The 16,899-nt window shown below is 38.0% G+C and carries 14 protein-coding genes, 2 pseudogenes and 1 other annotated feature; of the genes and pseudogenes, 7 read left to right on the forward strand and 9 right to left on the reverse strand.

Annotated features, from left to right (window positions below):
• Window positions 1-15 precede the first annotated feature (15 nt).
• Entirely contained in the window at window positions 16-294 is a 279-nt protein-coding gene (locus G519_RS50800) for a DUF5372 family protein (protein ID WP_154669647.1), read from the reverse strand.
• Between G519_RS50800 and ltrA the strand changes: the two genes are divergently transcribed.
• Entirely contained in the window at window positions 294-1,334 is a 1,041-nt protein-coding gene (gene ltrA / locus G519_RS46040; RefSeq protein ID WP_244280318.1) for a group II intron reverse transcriptase/maturase, read from the forward strand. The two genes, G519_RS50800 and ltrA, sit on opposite strands and share 1 nt — an antisense overlap.
• 437 nt (window positions 1,335-1,771) lie before the next feature.
• Here ltrA and G519_RS0134400 read toward each other — a convergent pair whose 3' ends face one another.
• The 4 genes from G519_RS0134400 to G519_RS46045 form a co-directional block, all read right to left on the reverse strand.
• Complete coding sequence (locus G519_RS0134400; RefSeq protein ID WP_029198465.1) at window positions 1,772-2,662, reverse strand: ATP-dependent DNA ligase; 891 nt, start codon at window positions 2,660-2,662, stop codon at window positions 1,772-1,774.
• 202 nt (window positions 2,663-2,864) lie between these two features.
• Window positions 2,865-3,656 (reverse strand): class I SAM-dependent methyltransferase, encoded by a 792-nt coding sequence (locus G519_RS0134405; RefSeq protein ID WP_029198466.1) that lies wholly within the window; start codon window positions 3,654-3,656, stop codon window positions 2,865-2,867.
• Window positions 3,657-3,789: 133 nt separating this feature from the next.
• On the reverse strand, window positions 3,790-4,056 hold the full coding sequence (locus G519_RS0134410; protein ID WP_029198467.1) for a CD3324 family protein: 267 nt from the start codon (window positions 4,054-4,056) through the stop codon (window positions 3,790-3,792).
• A gap of 345 nt (window positions 4,057-4,401) precedes the next feature.
• A complete protein-coding gene (locus tag G519_RS46045) occupies window positions 4,402-4,878 on the reverse strand; it encodes a DUF5662 family protein (protein ID WP_036634967.1) in 477 nt (158 codons plus the stop codon).
• Between the two features lie 107 nt (window positions 4,879-4,985).
• Window positions 4,986-5,244, reverse strand: a binding site (T-box leader).
• 101 nt (window positions 5,245-5,345) lie between these two features.
• Between G519_RS46045 and G519_RS0134420 the strand changes: the two genes are divergently transcribed.
• Together G519_RS0134420 and G519_RS50805 are read left to right on the forward strand one after the other, a co-directional pair.
• Window positions 5,346-6,161 (forward strand): ATP-dependent DNA ligase, encoded by an 816-nt coding sequence (locus G519_RS0134420; RefSeq protein WP_051253949.1) that lies wholly within the window; start codon window positions 5,346-5,348, stop codon window positions 6,159-6,161.
• An 11-nt stretch (window positions 6,162-6,172) separates the two neighbouring features.
• Window positions 6,173-6,319 carry a hypothetical protein gene (locus tag G519_RS50805; protein WP_154669648.1) on the forward strand — a complete coding sequence of 49 codons (147 nt, stop codon included), beginning with the start codon at window positions 6,173-6,175 and terminating at the stop codon, window positions 6,317-6,319.
• 427 nt (window positions 6,320-6,746) lie between these two features.
• On the opposite strand, the gene G519_RS0134430 is transcribed toward G519_RS50805, so the two are convergent.
• Complete coding sequence (locus G519_RS0134430; RefSeq protein WP_029198469.1) at window positions 6,747-8,222, reverse strand: AAA family ATPase; 1,476 nt, start codon at window positions 8,220-8,222, stop codon at window positions 6,747-6,749.
• Between the two features lie 723 nt (window positions 8,223-8,945).
• On the opposite strand from G519_RS0134430, the gene G519_RS0134435 reads away from it, so the two are divergent.
• The 3 genes from G519_RS0134435 to G519_RS0134445 all read left to right on the forward strand — a co-directional run bounded on the left by G519_RS0134435 (window position 8,946) and on the right by G519_RS0134445 (window position 13,447).
• Window positions 8,946-10,793 (forward strand): DEAD/DEAH box helicase, encoded by a 1,848-nt coding sequence (locus G519_RS0134435; RefSeq protein ID WP_029198470.1) that lies wholly within the window; start codon window positions 8,946-8,948, stop codon window positions 10,791-10,793.
• Window positions 10,794-11,228, forward strand: a complete 435-nt coding sequence (locus G519_RS0134440) for a hypothetical protein (protein WP_029198471.1) — start codon at window positions 10,794-10,796, stop codon at window positions 11,226-11,228.
• Window positions 11,229-11,611: 383 nt separating this feature from the next.
• Window positions 11,612-13,447, forward strand: a complete 1,836-nt coding sequence (locus G519_RS0134445; protein ID WP_029198472.1) for a hypothetical protein — start codon at window positions 11,612-11,614, stop codon at window positions 13,445-13,447.
• A gap of 422 nt (window positions 13,448-13,869) precedes the next feature.
• Here the strand turns inward: G519_RS0134445 and G519_RS46050 are convergent.
• Together G519_RS46050 and G519_RS0134455 are read right to left on the reverse strand one after the other, a co-directional pair.
• A pseudogene (locus tag G519_RS46050) lies at window positions 13,870-14,586 on the reverse strand (aminoacetone oxidase family FAD-binding enzyme); the annotation flags it as partial.
• A gap of 255 nt (window positions 14,587-14,841) precedes the next feature.
• Complete coding sequence (locus G519_RS0134455; protein ID WP_029198473.1) at window positions 14,842-15,753, reverse strand: FAD:protein FMN transferase; 912 nt, start codon at window positions 15,751-15,753, stop codon at window positions 14,842-14,844.
• Between the two features lie 284 nt (window positions 15,754-16,037).
• On the opposite strand from G519_RS0134455, the pseudogene G519_RS0134460 reads away from it, so the two are divergent.
• Window positions 16,038-16,601: pseudogene (locus tag G519_RS0134460) on the forward strand (ArnT family glycosyltransferase); the annotation flags it as partial.
• Window positions 16,602-16,724: 123 nt separating this feature from the next.
• Here G519_RS0134460 and G519_RS49550 read toward each other — a convergent pair.
• The coding region (locus tag G519_RS49550; protein WP_161632981.1) for an ATP-binding protein at window positions 16,725-16,899 on the reverse strand (175 nt) is incomplete at its 5' end.

A 16,899-nucleotide genomic window follows, 5' to 3' on the forward strand; every position in this document is an offset into this window, starting at 1 on the left:
CAACAGGATTCGCCATCATTTGAGAGATTCCTCTAGGGTGCGCAAGAGCTGAGCCAATTCCTTTAATGTCAGCAGATCGAAGGACAAGCTAGGAGGAAGAGTGATTGGTGCATGGTGGTTTGTCCACGTTTCAGGGACGCAAACGACACCGGTATCTGTTTGTAAAGAGTACCGGCGTAATCCATTCACTTCTCTGATACTAAGCAGAGAGAAGCTTTGACCTTGTAGGGGATGAAACGGATGACTGATCGTGACCATTCCTAAATGCGAATTGACTAAATGTGCATTTTGCATTGACCGTTCCTACCGTGACAGATCGATTCATTCAGCAAGCAATTACGCAAGTATTAACACCATTGTTCGACCCCACATTTTCCGAGCAAAGCTATGGTTTTCGTCCACAAAGACGAGGGCATGATGCGGTAAGAAAAGCAAGAGAATATATGCGAGAAGGCTACCGAATTGTGATCGACATCGATTTGGAGAAATTCTTTGACCGTGTTCACCATGATCGACTAATGGCAAAACTAGCGGAACGAATAACAGATAAAATACTGTTGAAGATAATCCGAAAATTCTTGCAATCCGGCGTACTCATGGATGGACTCGTCCAACCGACAAAAGAAGGAGCTCCACAGGGAGGTCCATTAAGCCCTTTGTTGTCTAATATTGTTTTAGATGAATTGGACAAGACGCTGGAGCAACGAAATCTACGCTTTGTGAGGTATGCAGACGACTGTAATATCTACGTGAAAACGTGGAAGGCAGGCCAGCGAGTGAAGCAATCCGTAACGAAATTCATTGAAGAGAAGCTAAAGTTAAAGGTAAACCAAGCGAAAAGTGCGGTAGATCGTCCGTGGAAACGCAAGTTTTTAGGATTCACATTTAGCTGGGATAAGAAGAATCCCAAGGTGAAGATATCTGAGTCATCGATGCAACGAGTAAAAGCAAAGATAAGGATCATCACATCTAGGAGAAGCCCCATCCCAATGGAGATGAGAATTAAGGAGCTGAACCAATACCTAACAGGATGGCTAGGATATTATGAGCTCGCGGATACGCCGAGTGTCTTTAAAGAGTTGGACGAATGGATACGAAGAAGACTACGAATGTGTTTGTGGAAACAGTGGAAACTTCCGAGTACGAAGGTAAAGAAACTGGCAGCATTAGGTATCCCAAAGCAGAAAGCCTATGAATGGGGAAACACGAGGAAGAAATACTGGCGAATTTCGAAAAGTCCAATCCTACATAGAGCATTAGACAACCCATATTGGTTGTCTAATGGTTTAAGGAATTTATCGGACAGATACAGTTTATTGCGGAATAGAACATGAACCGCCGTATACCGAACGGTACGTACGGTGGTGTGAGAGGTCGGGGACTAGCCGTCCCCTCCTACTCGATTAAGCTCTGGTTCGGGCTTATTCGCTCAGGGATTCATCTTCCTTTAAGTGCGTAGAAAACTGGAAATGATATTGCGGTTGCAATACTAAAACAAACAATTGAACTGGGTATAATTAATTTCTTCATTTTACAATACTCCTTACTTCCTTCAAGCTCCATTAGTCATAGATTCTTCTAAGGTGTACCATTATTATGGGTGATGAAGAAAATGTTTATTCCTCCAATGCTTCTCCAATACAGTAAAAACAATCTGCCTTTTAATGATCCTTCCACTTTTGCAGAACTAAAGGTATCTCTATATAACGATATGTACAAAAAAGCTCAAAATAATCCCTTACGTTGCTAGTAAAGGATATCTTGAGCTTTTTTATTGTACAGAAATAGGTGTACAGAATTCCTCGAATTTCGGTGACCGCAGTTTTCCTTCTTTAGTAAAACATTGAAATTTAACTTTACAGCTTATTACCGGATCTAAAAAGCGCCAGTCTTTATTTTCTCCACGAACGAGCTGCTTTGATATATGATTTAATGCACGAATCGCATCAGAAGGTGGCGGAAACTCTATCACACCTACATATGAGCCATTGATCGTTAATCCCCAGCCAAAACCACCATTTAATCTTACGGAAGCCACCTGGCAAACAACATATTGATAAGCTTTTATTTTTACGATTCCATTAGACCGGGTATCTAATAACATTGGAGCATCGGGCTTATATTGACATATTCCTTCTAAACCAAGCTCTTTAGCTTTCAAGAATAGTGTTTCCCCGACATCATATAAAGGGGTGATAGAAAGTACCTCCGAAGATTCTACTACCGCTGAAAGTGCCTCTCTGCGCTGCATAAAGCCCATATTCAACATAGACTTGCCATCTAAATACAAAATATCCCACAACGGAAAGTGTGCCCTTAGAGTTGTTGCTATTTGTTTAACAGCTGATTCTTTCTTCGTATTAAATCTAGCCATTGCATCGTCCCACCATAACTTAGGAGGTTGATTTTTAGGCTGCGTTAAATCAAACGCTATACATTCTCCATCGAATATTCCCGTTTTTATGGGAAGTCTTATTTTCAATAATTCCGGAAATCTTGAAGTAACCTCTGTGCCATGTCTCGTAAATGCTCTAACCATTCCATGATCATAATGTATTAGTATTCTGAAACCGTCCCATTTTAAGCTTGATTTCCAATCCTTTTTCATCTGAGTTGGCAATAAAGGTTGTAGTAGCATTGGTTTAATTGGTTGATTTAACATAGTAGAACCCTCCATTATGACCATAGCATGGAGGGTTCTTTATTGGTACAGGGAAACTATGGGCTGGTTGAGATTATTACACAATTCTAATTCTGAATCTGCCTGTTTCTTGAACGAAAACAGGGGAGCAGCGGCCGCGGCAAACTGCTCCCTATTATTAAGCTATAGTTTCCCGTTAGGTTAATGAGTTACCTGTACCGGTTTACTTAACTGCATGTATCGAAAACCATTGAGGAAGGGCTGCCATGGGATTTAATTTCCAGTTACACAAGTCATCTAATTCTTGTTTTGAGAGCGATTTCCCTTCATCTTTTGACTCATCGATCCAAAATGAGCCATCCTCTGCATACATTTCTTCGATATGCTTAACACATAGGCCTGATGAAATAATAGCATTCGCTATATCCTGCATACGCCAATGAAGTCTTGGAACCTCATCTATAAGAAAAGGTCCAATTGAGTCATATGGCTTTACTACAGTTATTTTCTCTTTTTCTATAGCAAAAGGGCGACTAAATGGGTGAATATCAAACATCATATACACACCATTGCTTTTAAGAATTCTTCTAATATTGTTGTACATGGAGTTTAAATCATTAATCCATACATGGACACCATTCGATGTATATACAAAATCATATTCATCACTTTTAATGTTACTTAGTTGCATTGTATCATCGCATATAAATTCAATGTCCCATCCATTTTTTCGAGCCAAGTTCGAGCTGTTTTCTATTTGTCTTTCCGATATGTCGCATGATGTAACCCTTGCCCCCATTAAATGAAAAGCGAAGACTGCATGGTTATCTCCACTTGAAGGAACACATACTTTCTTTCCATCCAAATTCGGCAAGGCCTTATTAATCATTGAATATGTTGTACGATGAAATGCCGATTCAGGGGTTTGTATTATTTTTGCTATCGCCTTATCTGTTCTATACCTTTGATACCATGTTTCGGACCATTCATTCCATATTCCTTTTACATTATCCATTTAGGTACCCACCTCCAATAATTTGTTAATAAGATTATAGCAAGGTCGGAACTTTTTGAATGTTTAATAATCAACTAGAAAATAAATTTTACACAAAAAGTCGCACCGGATCCGATGCGACTTCTAGTATCCATTATTTTTTAGAGTAAATGATTTTTCTTATACTATGGTAAGAAAGACAGAATGTATCTGATAATTCATCAATCGAAGAACCGTTTAAATACCCTTCGCGGATTTCTTCATTTCGATCATCCAAATATTTTCTACTTCCTGAATTTTGCCCCCACTTCTTATGTGTTTCCTCGGGGGAGGGGATATATATTATTCCACCTTTTATATACTTCTGTATTTCCTTTAGTAATTTTTCTGGAAAGACGGTAACTGCATTCGCATATTTCATTTTAGCTCTGCTCCTTAAAAATTTTGGTTTTAAGGGGCAAAGTCTATACTATAAACAAAAGAGAATCATTTCACATGGCGGCAACTTATTTCCAGCTCCATACAAACAACCGCCGTTGTTCATAGTTTAGACTTTGCACGGAGCCACTTCTTATCGTTTAGATTTTGAACGAAGCCAATCATTATCATCGTACAGCCGTAAACCTCCTTTTACGTGATTAAAAGCTAAACTTCTCTTAACTCTTTATTACTTAATTATTTCGTTAGTATTGCTCAACTATCCTGCCCGTCCCTCAATAAAAACAAGGAGCAACTGCAACGATGATCTGCTCCTTATTTTGTTCAACTATTGTTCTGCATTAGTTGAACGGTTTATCAGTTCGTTAGGGGATGTCATAAGTTCAAGCTCTCTTTTCGTTTCCGGATGTACTACTATGCTATCTGTAAGGTTTAGAGTAGACTCTTTTACTTTTTTTCCCCATTTCCTTGAAAAGGAACGCCAGTCACATACCATTTCAATTACATACTTCTTTGGCATGGGCAATGCCTCGTTTGTGTTGGGGTTTATAACCCAATACTCCCAATGGTGCTTATTCTTACGCTGGTGACGAAGCCAAGCATATTTCCAATTCAGCTCCTCATCCAAGTCCAAAGGCTTTCCGGAATAAAATTTCTTTGCGTAGGGAAAGAACTCAGCCGGTGAAAATTTCGAAAAATCATGAATAACTCCCTGAAAGTACAAGCCTTCCTTCCAACATTCGATCAAAACGTTGAGTTTGTGATTCATGATATATAAGAAATATCTCCAATAAGCTTTCATCATCGTATATATTTCTCCTCTCAAGAATAAATTTCATTCAGCTTGAATGAAATCATGATTTTTTAACTGTTCAGAGAAAACAAAAAGAATCCCACCTCCAAGAACAATGTCTTGGGGACGAGATTCATCGTGGTGCCACCCCAGTTCACTAATCTGTCATCAGATTAGCCTTATCGAGTACGGCATGACACTCCATGCTTATACTCTAGCTCTGTAACAGGAGCTCCTGTCACACCGCCCCCTGAGCCAATTCAGGTTCCGATGTGATGCTCTGTGACTTGGTTCAACAAGGTATCCTTTACTCCTTTTCAGCAACCGGAGCTCTCTGTAAAAGTACGCCTTGTTTACTCTTCACATCATTGCATTTGTTTAATATTACCAGTGGGATGTTGTGTTTGTAAATGCAACAGCATTGAAAGTATCCTGCCCGTTAGCTTAATGCCCGCGGCCAGTCCAGTTTATTTTTTCATTTGATCATTTCTGAGAATTATGTACAATCTTTTTTATGTGCAATCTTATGGAGATACCTCAAGTGGGATGGGATACGTTTAATCGTTTCAAATATGGATGAACTGCACTTATATACTAAAAACACGAATGCAACGTCCAAATATCCAGAGCTACACAATCCGCCAATCCCAAAAGGAACTATTCTGGACGGTGAAATCGTGGTGCTAGACGAACATGGGAAGGCCGACTTTGAAGCGACGAATGCGGGTTTCCGTTCTAGTAAGAAGCGTAAACCAGTCGTATTTATGGCTTTTGATATCTTATACCACCGCGGCGTAGATGTTACCGCATTGCCCTTAGAGGTTCGCAAGGGATTACTTGAAGAAGCTGTGCAAGAAAATGAAATCTATAGGATAGTTCGGCCAATAAAGGGCAGCACAACTGAATTCTTTAAACTTATTTGTCAACATGGCTTGGAAGGCATAGTCATAAAGAAAAAATCTTCTAAGTACGAGAAAGATACACGCTCCTGGTCATGGCAGAAGGTTAGCAATTATCAGATGGCTGAATGTTTCATAACGGGGTACAGCAAGAAAGAACATTCATGGCTACTAGGCTATCCAGATGGTCTCAGGATCCGTCCGGTTGGAGCAATGGAACTGGGAATTACACCGTCAGCTCGGCAATCGATGTGGCCAGTATTTCAGGCATACAAAAGTGGAGAGAGCAAGGAACACGTCTATGTGCAGCCGTTAGTGCGTTGCAAAGTGAAATTTCGAGACTGGTATAAGTCTGGTGCAATGCGGCTGCCAGTGTTCGAAGGATTTATTGTTTAGGGGATGATAGTATGAAATATCATGTCAAGCATAAGGAGACAGGCGAAGAGAAGACGCTGAGTCACCTTGAAGTGAACGATATGGTGTATGGTGATGCCGAGCAGGTTACTGTTTTTGATACAGAGATGGAAGCATATGTCTTGCTTGATGAGATCTAGTAGTTGGTACAAAGGGTTGCGTACAATGCCCCTTAGATGAGTAATATATTTATGTTTTCAATTACTCAGATGGGTGGGCTTACGTCATGACAGCTCACGACAAACAACGAGAAAATCACGTTAATGATCAAGAAGACAATAAACCGAATCATGGTAAGGGCTAAATAAATATTAAAGCAAAAAAGCCCTAAGGGATTCTTTCCCTCAGGGCTTTCGTTTTGTCCGGTGCTTCCGATACAATATTATATTAACTTATATTTGCATATTTGACTATTGTTTTTTGATATCGTTATTTGTTAGCTTAAATATTTAGGAACTTTGTGCCTTGTATCATCAGCCATGATCCGATCCTGAAATGTGTTCGGCTCACCAAACGATTTGTATCAGGTAACATAAAAAACATAACAACTCGAGTCTAACATAAAGCCTAATATTTCAAAATAGGACCAAACATCTGATGTAATGTACTTGAATTTATATTTTTCTTAACATAGTCACTGTATAAGACTTTTTTTACTTCGATCTTATCCTTACCAGTATTTTGTGTAATCTTTTCTATTATATCACTGAATCTTTTTTTATCACCTTGTCTATCGTTTGTATAACTGATGTAATTTGGTGTTCTAAATAAGTTGCTAATATCAATTGTCAAGCTCAAGACAGCTGATATTTCAAGATAATTACTCTCAAAATGTTTAACTACACCCGACTCAGGCGTAATAGGAAGGTATTTGATATTGTTCTTATACTTATCCAAAACCGCTATTTTTTCGATTTCTGACAATTCTTTGTCCCTTTTCTTACGAAGATCGTTAATACTTGTCTCAACATCCTTGTCAAAAAAAACATCAATTCGTGTTGTTTGCTTAAGAATACCAATATTATTTTTCAAGAAAATCAATATATTGGGCCATCCACCAATCGGAAGAATGCGGTACACCGCGTTTTTGTTTACTAATTCCTTGAAGGCTTTAATAGCTTCATCAAGCAGGATCTTTGCTTCATCATCTTCAACGAAAAACACATTGTCTAAATCGATATCATCTGCGGTTGCTATCCCTCTAAGGGCAAATGTATGATAGCAAGGGTTTTCTACCTTAATGTTTCCATCCATAGCAGGGGAATGAAGAAAATAAATATCTTGTATATCGGTATCTTTTATCATGTTGATTGAGTGTGTTGATATTATTATTGTGTGATCTAATTGAGCAGCTATTTTTCTTAAATAACGCAATAATTTTAATTGGACCGCAGGATACAATGTAATATCTACTTCATCAATTAAAATAAGACTTCCTCTACTCGCTTTAAGTACGCTAGTCAGTATATTAATAACACACGATTCTCCAGTACTGAAATAATACTCTGGATAATAACCGGTCTCATTTGGGACCAAATACACTGCACGGCCAGCATCTAATTTTATGCCTTTCATATTTGAAAATTTGATATTTTCAAGAACCTCGCAAATTGCAGAAACTAGTGTTGCGTCTACAGCGGATACCTTGTTATGATAAATATCTTTATTTACAGGTTTTAACCTGAAACTATCAGCTTTAATATAGAGAACGGAATTATATCCAAACTTAGAAAGTACCTTAGCATTTTCAAGTTTATCAGGCATCCATCTATTTTTGGCACTTTTTGAGTAAGTAACTGATTCATTATTAACATGATAACTCAATTTAGAGTGAAGATAAGGATCAATAATTTCACCATTTGAAGAATTTATTTTGTTAAAATTATCACGTAAGGCTGTTCCGATTCCGATCCTGGCTAGAGCAGTTAATAATGTTGTTTTCCCGATCCCGTTTGTCCCCGTCAAAAGTTTGACACCTTGAGTTGGTATTCCAAACTCAAGATTTACAATATTTTTAATCTTATTAAGTACGATTTTTTTCACGAAAAAGAATCCCACCTTATTTTTATATAAGTTCTAACAACATGCACATGAATAATGGCTTTACTAAGAATCCTTCTTAAGGATAACACGATAAGCTCTATGTGCAAGAAAATAATGGATTTTGTTATACTAAACTCTCGTTACTTTAACAAAAACGGCAGCCGAATACACAGAGATTGCAATAATGCCGATGGAACTATAGTTCTGCATATGCTTTAATTGGACCTAAAGAGACGGGGGAATAGATTCCACTGATCCGTTCAGCGGGGCAGAGGAGTGGGGTTGGATTAGATTTCAAGATGTACTGAAGGTGGAGCAAAGTAAAGAATATAATGGAGATGAGTGGATTGACTCGTAGATTATTCAATAATTCTCATTTTAGGTAAATTACCAAGCTCAAGGGAATGTTCAATTAATAACCAATTATCAACAAATAATGGTTGACTGTATGATATGTCCTTGAATCCATTAGCGCTGCTGAACAAGCCCAAGGGAAAGAAATCTATGGGCTTGTTTTGTTTTTGCAATATTGTGTTATTAGTGTCTGGATTTAAAAAGAGGAGACTTGCGTTTAATAACGGACAGGAATCAAAAATAACCTAAAAGTTTTACAATTATTGTGTAACAGTTCTTTGGTGAACTACCTAAATTAAGGAAGGAGTGGGATGATTGATGTCGAATTGTTTCTATAAAAATATATGCTGAGGGATGTGCAAGAGAACAATGTCCTATTTCATGGAGATAATTCCGAATATTATTGAAAATAATAAGCTGAGAGAGCCTCAAATCGAAGCTTATATGAAGATAAAGGAATACTTTGAAAGTAACCCTAATGGTGAAGCGTTAATAGTACTTCCAACTGGTACAGGTAAGAGTGGGTTGATTTCAATCGCCCCATACGGTGTTTCAAAAAAAAGAGTACTTGTAATTACTCCGGGACTTGTAACAAAAAAGAGTGTCGTTAAAACATTACATCCCCTCGAAGATAATTTCTGGTTGAATTATGATATTATCTTTGACCCTGAAGAAATGCCGGTAGTAGAAGAATATGAGTCCGAAATGTTGATGTCGAGTCTAGAAAAATGTAACTTCGTAATAACGAACGTTCATAAGTTATACAATAGTGGTCCCAATTCTTTACTCAAAAAAGTCCCTAATGACTTCTTTGATCTAATAATTGTTGATGAGGCACATCATTCTGTTGCAAATACATGGCAACAAGCATTAAATTACTTCTCGGATGCAAAGAAGCTTCATGTAACAGGTACACCGTATAGAGGTGATCATAAGGAACTACCGGGTGAGGAAATACATAACACCTCATTGTCTGAAGTTATGGCTTTGAAATATGTTAAGTGGCTTAGAAAAGCAACTATTAATAATGATAATTTATACTTTACGATTCCTGGTGACTCTCAAAAATATAATAAAGATGAGGTTCTTATTTTTAAGGACAAAGAATGGTTAGAAAAATCGATTGCTTTGTCAAAGGAATGTTCACAAGATGTAATAGTAGAAAGTATAAATCAATTAAATACTCTTAGAGATGCTTCCCCTAATGTCCCACATAAAATATTAGCAGTGGCTTGTAGCATTGCACATGCAAGCGATGTTGCACATTGGTATAAAACCCAAGGAAAGAAAGTTATTATTGTGCATAGTAACATGAATCCAGATAATCTTGAGAAAGCTTTTATGGAAATAGAGGATCATAATTGTGACGTTGTAGTTTCTGTAAATATGCTTATGGAAGGTTACGATCATAAATACCTAACTATTCTTGCTTTATTTAGACCGTATAGAAGTTTAAATGCATTTGCACAGGTTATTGGAAGAGTTTTAAGAGCAATCCCAAATGAAGAGATAACTGACTTTGCAATAGATAACAATGCAGTTGTCATATTCCATGAAGAAATAGGATTAAATGCAATGTGGGATATATTTTCAAGAGAAGTGGAGAAAAGCAAAAAGATCCCTGTAAAAGAATATGACATCCCTGATAGGGATTATATAAAAAGAGAAATTGTATATGCTACCATCGAAAAAGATGAATATTTTTTAAGCGATAAAGATTCTTATCTTCCTGATGTTGATTTTAATGAATTGTTTGAGGCTGCAAGACGGCAGATTGATGAAGCTCTTGAAGGTAAAGTTCAAAAATTAATAGACGCTGGTTTTACAGATGACGAGGTAGCAGCAGCTAAAGAAGCATTAAAAAGAAAATCTATACATACAAAAAAGAGTGAGTTAGATGAACTACTATTATCAAAGCGGCCAGAATCTCTTAGAAAAAAGACAAGGGAATATTTGTACAATAACGCTAATGAAGCAGTGCAGGCTGTTCTTTTTGAAAAATCAATTGACCCTAAGGGTACTGACCTTTATGCTAAGTTTAAACGTCTCATTCACAATTTAAATGGTGATTGTAATAATGATGGAATACTAGTTAGATACATAAATACAAGGATCTACAATAAGTATGGTCCTGTTAAGAAAAGAGAACCAGAGGCATTGCTAGAATCCCAAAGGTATCTTAATGAAATTGTTGAAGAAATAAGGAGGATGTTATAGATGAAAGATGGCATACCAACATTTCTACAAAAAAAGTTAAATGATCTAATAGAATTAATGTTAACTGATGGAGTACAGCCAAGTGAGTTAGCTGATAATATATTTCTTCCAACTTATAAAAGTGTCGCCTACCAAAAAATAAATGAGCAAGTAATAGGGGAACTCACTTTTTTAGAAGAGATAAATTCAGTAAATACTACGGTTCGACTCAGATACTATTATTCAGAAGAAAAAAAAGTAACAAAAATAGAAGAAGAGTTACATGAGAAAGTAAACGTTATATGGTGTAGGGATAACACTGAGGATAGAATTATCCAAGAAATCTATGAATTAATGACAGTCATGTATGATAAAGAACAAGTAGTCAAATTTATAAACACCTTGCCTGAAGATCTAAAACATAAATTAATAAAGAATCAAAGTATTACAGCGTAATAAATATCGACCTCCTAGATTGGCTTTTTGAGGCTTTTGACCTCGTGCGTAACCCATTGTACCGAGGCGCTCGTTTTTGTTCAAATACTCGTTTTACAAGAATTCTAACGGGACAAGCTAATTCAATGACAACAGCGGCAGTCTAAGACTTTATTTTCAAGTCTTGGTCCGCCGCTGTTTTTTTGAAAGGATCAGAATAAACTTGTTTTTCAAAAGCTAAACGATTCTTTAAATCAAAAACCGTGTTAAATCAACGACACCTGTCTAATACTTTATTATCACCGGACATCTAAAAAAATGAATTTCGATAAAAAGGGAAATTTTAACTATATAATGTGTTATGATTGTTTACATATAAAGTAGATATTAGAGCGAGGAATGTTATGAGTGATGGGAAGGAAATTGAAAGAACAAAATATTTCATAGAAAGATTTCTTCAGATGCTAAGATCTAATGGAGACATTGAGTTTAACAGCTTTCCTATATGCGGTTTATTGGAACTATCAAGACAATTTGTTTCAATGCCCCCAGGGGTTCGTGAATTGTCTTCAGAGTATATTAAAGGGTCGATAATACAAATTATTGAACATTCCAGTCTTCTATTTAAATCTTCGAATCAGATTCCTATAAAAGAAATGAAGTCTCTATTTACAGCCTTAACACTAGTAAAAGAACTAAAAACCACATCATATATACCAAATTTGTATGAAGTTCTATCAAATTATAATTGCTACATAGGGCTTATCAAAACCTTACAGTACGTACTTAATAAGGGCATTTCTGGGACAAGTAAGGAGGTTGATGAATATGTATTAATAGATGAGCTTATTTGCTTAATAATTGAATATTTAGAGCATCGTGGTAATACTATTGCTGAAGTATATGCAATCTGTAATAACTGGTTTAGGCAGGATCATGATAACCCAAATGAAGTTTTGAAGAAAATTATCGGGCATCTAAAAGAAATTAGTAATCCAAATAACAATAAGTTAGCTACAGTGCGATGTTCAATAGCGGTGGATACTACTTCAGTAAATTTGAAAAATATTAATAGTTTTATAAGAAAAATCATCAGCTTGTATGAGGAAAAAAATAGAGTGACTAATGTTAGAACAAGAAAAAGTGATAATAAGATAACGATTTACTTTAACTTAAGCAAATTAGATGGATTGTACGTTGACAAAGTATTGACCGATATATTTGAAAAGTTAAGAACTTTTAAAGAAAGGACAAAAGAAAATATTCAGTTTGCTATAAAAAAGGGTGGTAAGGATTTTCAGCTAAATGCTAAGAAAGTAGTAGAAAATATCGGAATAAAACATTTCGATAACCTTTGGAAGACAACGGATTATATTGATGTGAATGGATATGTATTTGACGAAATGTTTAGGCTTAATGAGTGGATACAAATATTAAATCGATCTCATGATCGAAGAACTTCGTTTTTAGTGCTTTGGAGCATCATGGAGTTTATGATGGTACATTCCGTGCATGATAATAAAATAGATTCAGTTTGTAGAAACTTCATTCCGTATATGGGGCTTTTTTATTTCAGAAAAATTAGTAAGACATTTTTTAAGAGGCTAATTTCGATGCATAGTGAAGACAATAAAAGATCTTCCAAAATCATAACTGAGCATATTTCCTCCAAGTTAATTTCTTCAGGTATAGATATAAAACATATGACAGTAGCGGATCAATCCTGTATTTTACTATTTTATAAACAGTTCAAAGGGAAGTGGTGGGACGGAATTTCATTTTCATTTGCTAGTAGTGAATTTGTTAATCGTCAAACATCCATTACATATAGCTTAGTAGAAAACGCAAGTAAATCTCTTAATCAACTTGAAAATATTTTGAATAATGATATTAAACAAATGTATAGATTGAGAAATATGTTATCTCACAGTGGAGTAAATGACTCAAAGATTCTAGATAATACTTATGTCAGATTAAAGTACTACGTAGAAACTATAGTAAATGCCATTTCATATACGTGGCTACATGATTCTAAAAATCCAAAAACATTAATTGAGATTAATGATTTTAAAAGGGTTGATTATAACCTGTATAAAAGTAATTTAAGTTCCGTACTTCAGATTACTAATTCTCAAGGGAAGCCATTAGAACTACTTAAACTAATGAGGTTTAAAGGTACTATGGCCATACCTCCGAATAGGTTTTCATTCCTTGGAAAACTCGAAAATAATATTGACTAATCATGGCTTAGAGTGTAATATAAAGGTAATCAACATCTAACTTCGAGTACAAGAGCTAATATTACATAGCTACTAAGTATGGAATCCCTGATTCCTCTTAGCAACAAAGGCTAATGTAAATTCAGCTCTTTTTTTATTTTCTATTTATCCTAACTTCTGAAACAGTGTTAAGCTATTGACTACATTACCTGAACTACTTCTAATGAGGAAACTCTTTATTTGATGCTGTTAATCCGGTAGAAAATGATTTTTCTAAACTGATAATTTATATGAAATCATGTGATTCTTTTAGTACATTGCCTGTCAAGAACTCCGAAATCTTATGCGAGCAAGTATCAGTGTAAAATAAAAATAAATTTCTCCTCGATAGCCCCGTATTAAAAGTGAAATCCACTCTATGCACTTATGCATGTGAGTGATTCAAAGGGCATATCGCCGCGGTGGGATATGATCGACTTCCCTTTGGCGTTCCACACGCTGAGTGTCACGTCCCGCAAGGAAAGTCCTTGCAGCTCACGGCTGCGGATAAAAGCTTCCTTCGAGGTTAACGGAACCTCGGTCGGAAAGAGCTGCGTGATGGTGTGCCCACCAGCTTCGGCCCAAGCATAACCGTCTCCTGTCGAGCCGGTATGCGGGACAGAGCATCCGCCGGAAGCAATGATGACAGCTTTGCTGTTCATCGTTTCGCCGGACTGTAGACGGACGCCTTGGACGCTGCCGTCCTTGTACAAGACCATCTTGACCGGACTATTCGTCCGGATCTCGACACCTTGCCTGCGAACTTGGCCGATCAACGCGTCTACGACGGTTTTGGCCTTGTCGCTGACAGGAAACATGCGACCGTTGTCCTCTTCCTTCAGGCGGATGCCGAGATTTTCAAAGAAATCAATGATGTCCTTGTTGCTGAAATGAGTTAAAGCACTATATAAGAAGCGCCCGTTGCCCGGGATGTGCTTGATCAATTCATCCATGTCTTTGTTGTTCGTTACGTTGCATCGGCCACCGCCGGATATCCCGAGCTTACGCCCCAGCTTGTCACCTTTATCCACCAAAAGCACCTTCGCGCCATCCATACTCGCCGCAATGCTGGCCATGAGCCCGGCGGAACCGCCGCCAATTACAATTACATCATATGTCATTCGAATAAAGCCCCTACATCGCATATTTTGACACCATCATAGCATGCAAGACGTGTCTAGTTCAAAGTAGGAGGGTGCTTGCGATCGGATTATATCGGTTTTTAATGAGGAAAACAATAAAGATGCACACAGGCTGTGGATAACATGTTGATAAAATAGATTATTTTGTGAATAAATTGTAAGGGTTCTGTGGATAAAAATCGATTAAATGTGGATAAAGGGCCGAGTTGGAAAAGTATTGGCTAAGACCTGTGTTTAATCGTAAATACCCCAGGACACTACATCCTGAAAGTAATAATGGTCAATGTGCATATCAAGCCATCTTCTATTCAGAGATGCTTCTCTCCCAAAGTAATGCATCTCCTGATTCGTGGAGTGAACAACAGCTTCGCAATCAGAGGTACGCTTGGCAAGCAGTGCAAGCCCTTCTTCGACGCCAAGAGTACACAGAATTCTTGCCCATACTTGGCACTCAACCATATCTTGGCCAGCAACGGTGCACTGTACGATATCGCTGCCGGGTGTGGACATTTTATCCTCAAATGGACTGTAAGTGGACAGGGAGCCCTCCGACATGGCGATGGCGCCCAGTTTGGCGTTGGCATTCCAAGGGTTTTGAATGCCAATGACCCAAGGGTCAAGTTTCTGAGAGCCGCGGCCCCATACCGTGATATCCCCTCCAGCTAAGATTAAGCCTTGCTCAAGCGACATGTTTTTTTGCATATATTCAGCTAACCGTTTAATAGACCAGCTCTTTTCTATTCCTCTCAAATCGATGTTTGTATGATTGGGAAGCTTAATTGATTTCATAGCCGGATCTACTTCCCACTCTAATGTCGCAGGAGCTTTCTCAAGGCCCATAGGCGCACTTTTTTGCAGGAGCGGAAAGTAGTTCCCATCCGTTATTGCTTGATAAGCCTCAGCAAGAAAAAGCACCTCTAACATTGTGGTAGAAACTAGACAATTTTCACCGGCTAATGCATTCAGTAGGCTGATTTCACTGTCAGCGAGATTAGTGCTGAAACGCTTTTCCACGCTTCGAAACCAGTCCATGGCCTGCTTATTAATGAGAGTACTATCTTTCTCTTCACAGTGGAGCAGCATCTCGATAGTAGACTCCAAAGTTTGGAAATGAAACGGATGCAAGTACTGTGTGATACGCTCCATAGGTTTTCCTCTTTTCTTTCGTGTCCTGAAGGTTATGAGCTTATTATAGAAGCGTTATCTGAGATTCAATTGATAATTGGCTGAAAGATTACTGAAAAATTAAGCTATTCGCTGACCTAAAACGCGGTGATCTGGCTTATTCAGCAATGTCTCAGAATGCTTTCAAGAAACGCTCAGTGCGCATTCAGCTGGAATTCAGCATGGGTGGGTAAAGTTGTACCTGTAAACGAGGGACACGGAAGACGATCCTATCGATGAAAAAATAAAGGGGAGTGCAAGAGAAGATGAGTACACCAAAAAGCAAAAAAAACGATTATATTCTCGTAGCGATAGCATTATTAGCGGCTTTTCTAAACATGTTTAACATTTGGCAGGACCAGACAGCGAACGGGTATTACACCGCGGCTGTAACGAGTATGCTGCAAAGCTTTCATAACTTTTTCTTTGCTTCCTTCGATCCGGCCGGATATGTGACGGTGGATAAGCCGCCGGTTACATTTTGGATTCAGACGATAAGCGCGTATGTATTCGGGGTGCATGGTTGGAGTGTGATTTTGCCTCAAGCGTTGGCGGGTGTTGGATCAGTGCTGTTGATGTACATCCTTATTAAACCTACGTTTGGCAAAATGTCAGCCCGATTGGCTAGTCTCGCCTTTGCTTGTACCCCGATCGCTGCGGCGGTTAGCCGTACGAATAATGTTGACAGTATGCTGGTTTTCACACTTGTACTAGCAACATGGATGCTGTTTCGCGGTATTCGCGGCAGCAAGTGGGGCTTCGTTGTAGCGGCTTTTGGCGTGGTTGGTGTGGCTTTTAATATGAAAATGCTTCAAGCCTACATGGTCATGAATATTTCGGTGCGGCAGAGCCGCTGGGTTAATGAGTGAGAGCCACGTTGTTAATGAAATAGAGCCGCCCTCTCAGAGGTGAGAGCCACCGCGAATAGATGGCTCTCGTTAGCAATGCTGGACTTAAATCAACTGTGCTTTTCGCTTTCTCATCGAATCTTCGCCGTCGATGAGCATGTGATAGGAATTATGAACGATACGGTCTAAGATGGCGTCCGCCATGGTGTGTTCTCCAATTTTATCGTGCCATCCTTCGGGAGCAAATTGAGAGATGAAAATCGTTGAGGCATTCTGATGC

This window comes from Paenibacillus alginolyticus DSM 5050 = NBRC 15375 (assembly GCF_000422905.1).
In the GTDB taxonomy this organism is placed as follows: Bacteria; Bacillota; Bacilli; order Paenibacillales; family NBRC-103111; genus Paenibacillus_E; species Paenibacillus_E alginolyticus.

Coding starts and splice junctions, on each gene's coding strand:
- G519_RS50800 (WP_154669647.1), bottom strand. CDS start 294: ATGCAAAATGCACATTTAGTCAATTCGCATTTAGGAATGGTCACGATC.
- G519_RS0134400 (WP_029198465.1), bottom strand. CDS start 2,662: ATGTTAAATCAACCAATTAAACCAATGCTACTACAACCTTTATTGCCA.
- G519_RS0134405 (WP_029198466.1), bottom strand. CDS start 3,656: ATGGATAATGTAAAAGGAATATGGAATGAATGGTCCGAAACATGGTAT.
- G519_RS0134410 (WP_029198467.1), bottom strand. CDS start 4,056: ATGAAATATGCGAATGCAGTTACCGTCTTTCCAGAAAAATTACTAAAG.
- G519_RS46045 (WP_036634967.1), bottom strand. CDS start 4,878: ATGATGAAAGCTTATTGGAGATATTTCTTATATATCATGAATCACAAA.
- G519_RS50805 (WP_154669648.1), top strand. CDS start 6,173: ATGAAATATCATGTCAAGCATAAGGAGACAGGCGAAGAGAAGACGCTG.
- G519_RS0134435 (WP_029198470.1), top strand. CDS start 8,946: ATGTCCTATTTCATGGAGATAATTCCGAATATTATTGAAAATAATAAG.
- G519_RS0134440 (WP_029198471.1), top strand. CDS start 10,794: ATGAAAGATGGCATACCAACATTTCTACAAAAAAAGTTAAATGATCTA.
- G519_RS0134445 (WP_029198472.1), top strand. CDS start 11,612: ATGAGTGATGGGAAGGAAATTGAAAGAACAAAATATTTCATAGAAAGA.
- G519_RS0134455 (WP_029198473.1), bottom strand. CDS start 15,753: ATGGAGCGTATCACACAGTACTTGCATCCGTTTCATTTCCAAACTTTG.